Annotated in this window: 1 pseudogene; it reads left to right on the forward strand. The window is 49.5% G+C overall.

Going from position 1 to position 438, the window contains the following annotated elements:
• Positions 1–438 (forward strand): annotated as a pseudogene (gene zntA / locus AB4496_RS19940) (Zn(II)/Cd(II)/Pb(II) translocating P-type ATPase ZntA); the annotation flags it as partial.

Here is a 438-nt window from a genome sequence, read left to right on the forward strand (position 1 = left end):
TTTGATGAAAGTGCGCTAACGGGTGAGTCTGTTCCTGTCGAACATATCGAAGGCAACAGCATTATGGCTGGTGCTGTGGTGGTCGATAAAGTCGTTCGTATCACCATCACGTCAAAACAGGGTGAGAACGCGATTGACCGTATTCTTCACTTGATTGAAGAAGCAGAATCTCGTAAAGCACCGCTTGAACGTTTCCTCGATAAGTTTAGCCGCTGGTACACACCACTAATGATGTTGGTGGCTCTGTTGGTCATCATCACCCCACCATTGCTGTTCGCGCAGCCTTGGGAAACCTGGGTTTACCGAGGTCTAGCTCTATTGTTGATTGCTTGTCCGTGTGCGTTGGTTATCTCGACACCTGCTGCAATTACTTCTGGTTTAGCAGCCGCAGCGAAACGTGGCGCATTAATTAAAGGCGGCGCGGCACTCGAGCAGTTA

Source organism: Vibrio sp. 10N.222.46.A1 (assembly GCF_041473595.1).
GTDB classification, from domain to species: Bacteria; Pseudomonadota; Gammaproteobacteria; order Enterobacterales; family Vibrionaceae; genus Vibrio; species Vibrio tasmaniensis_A.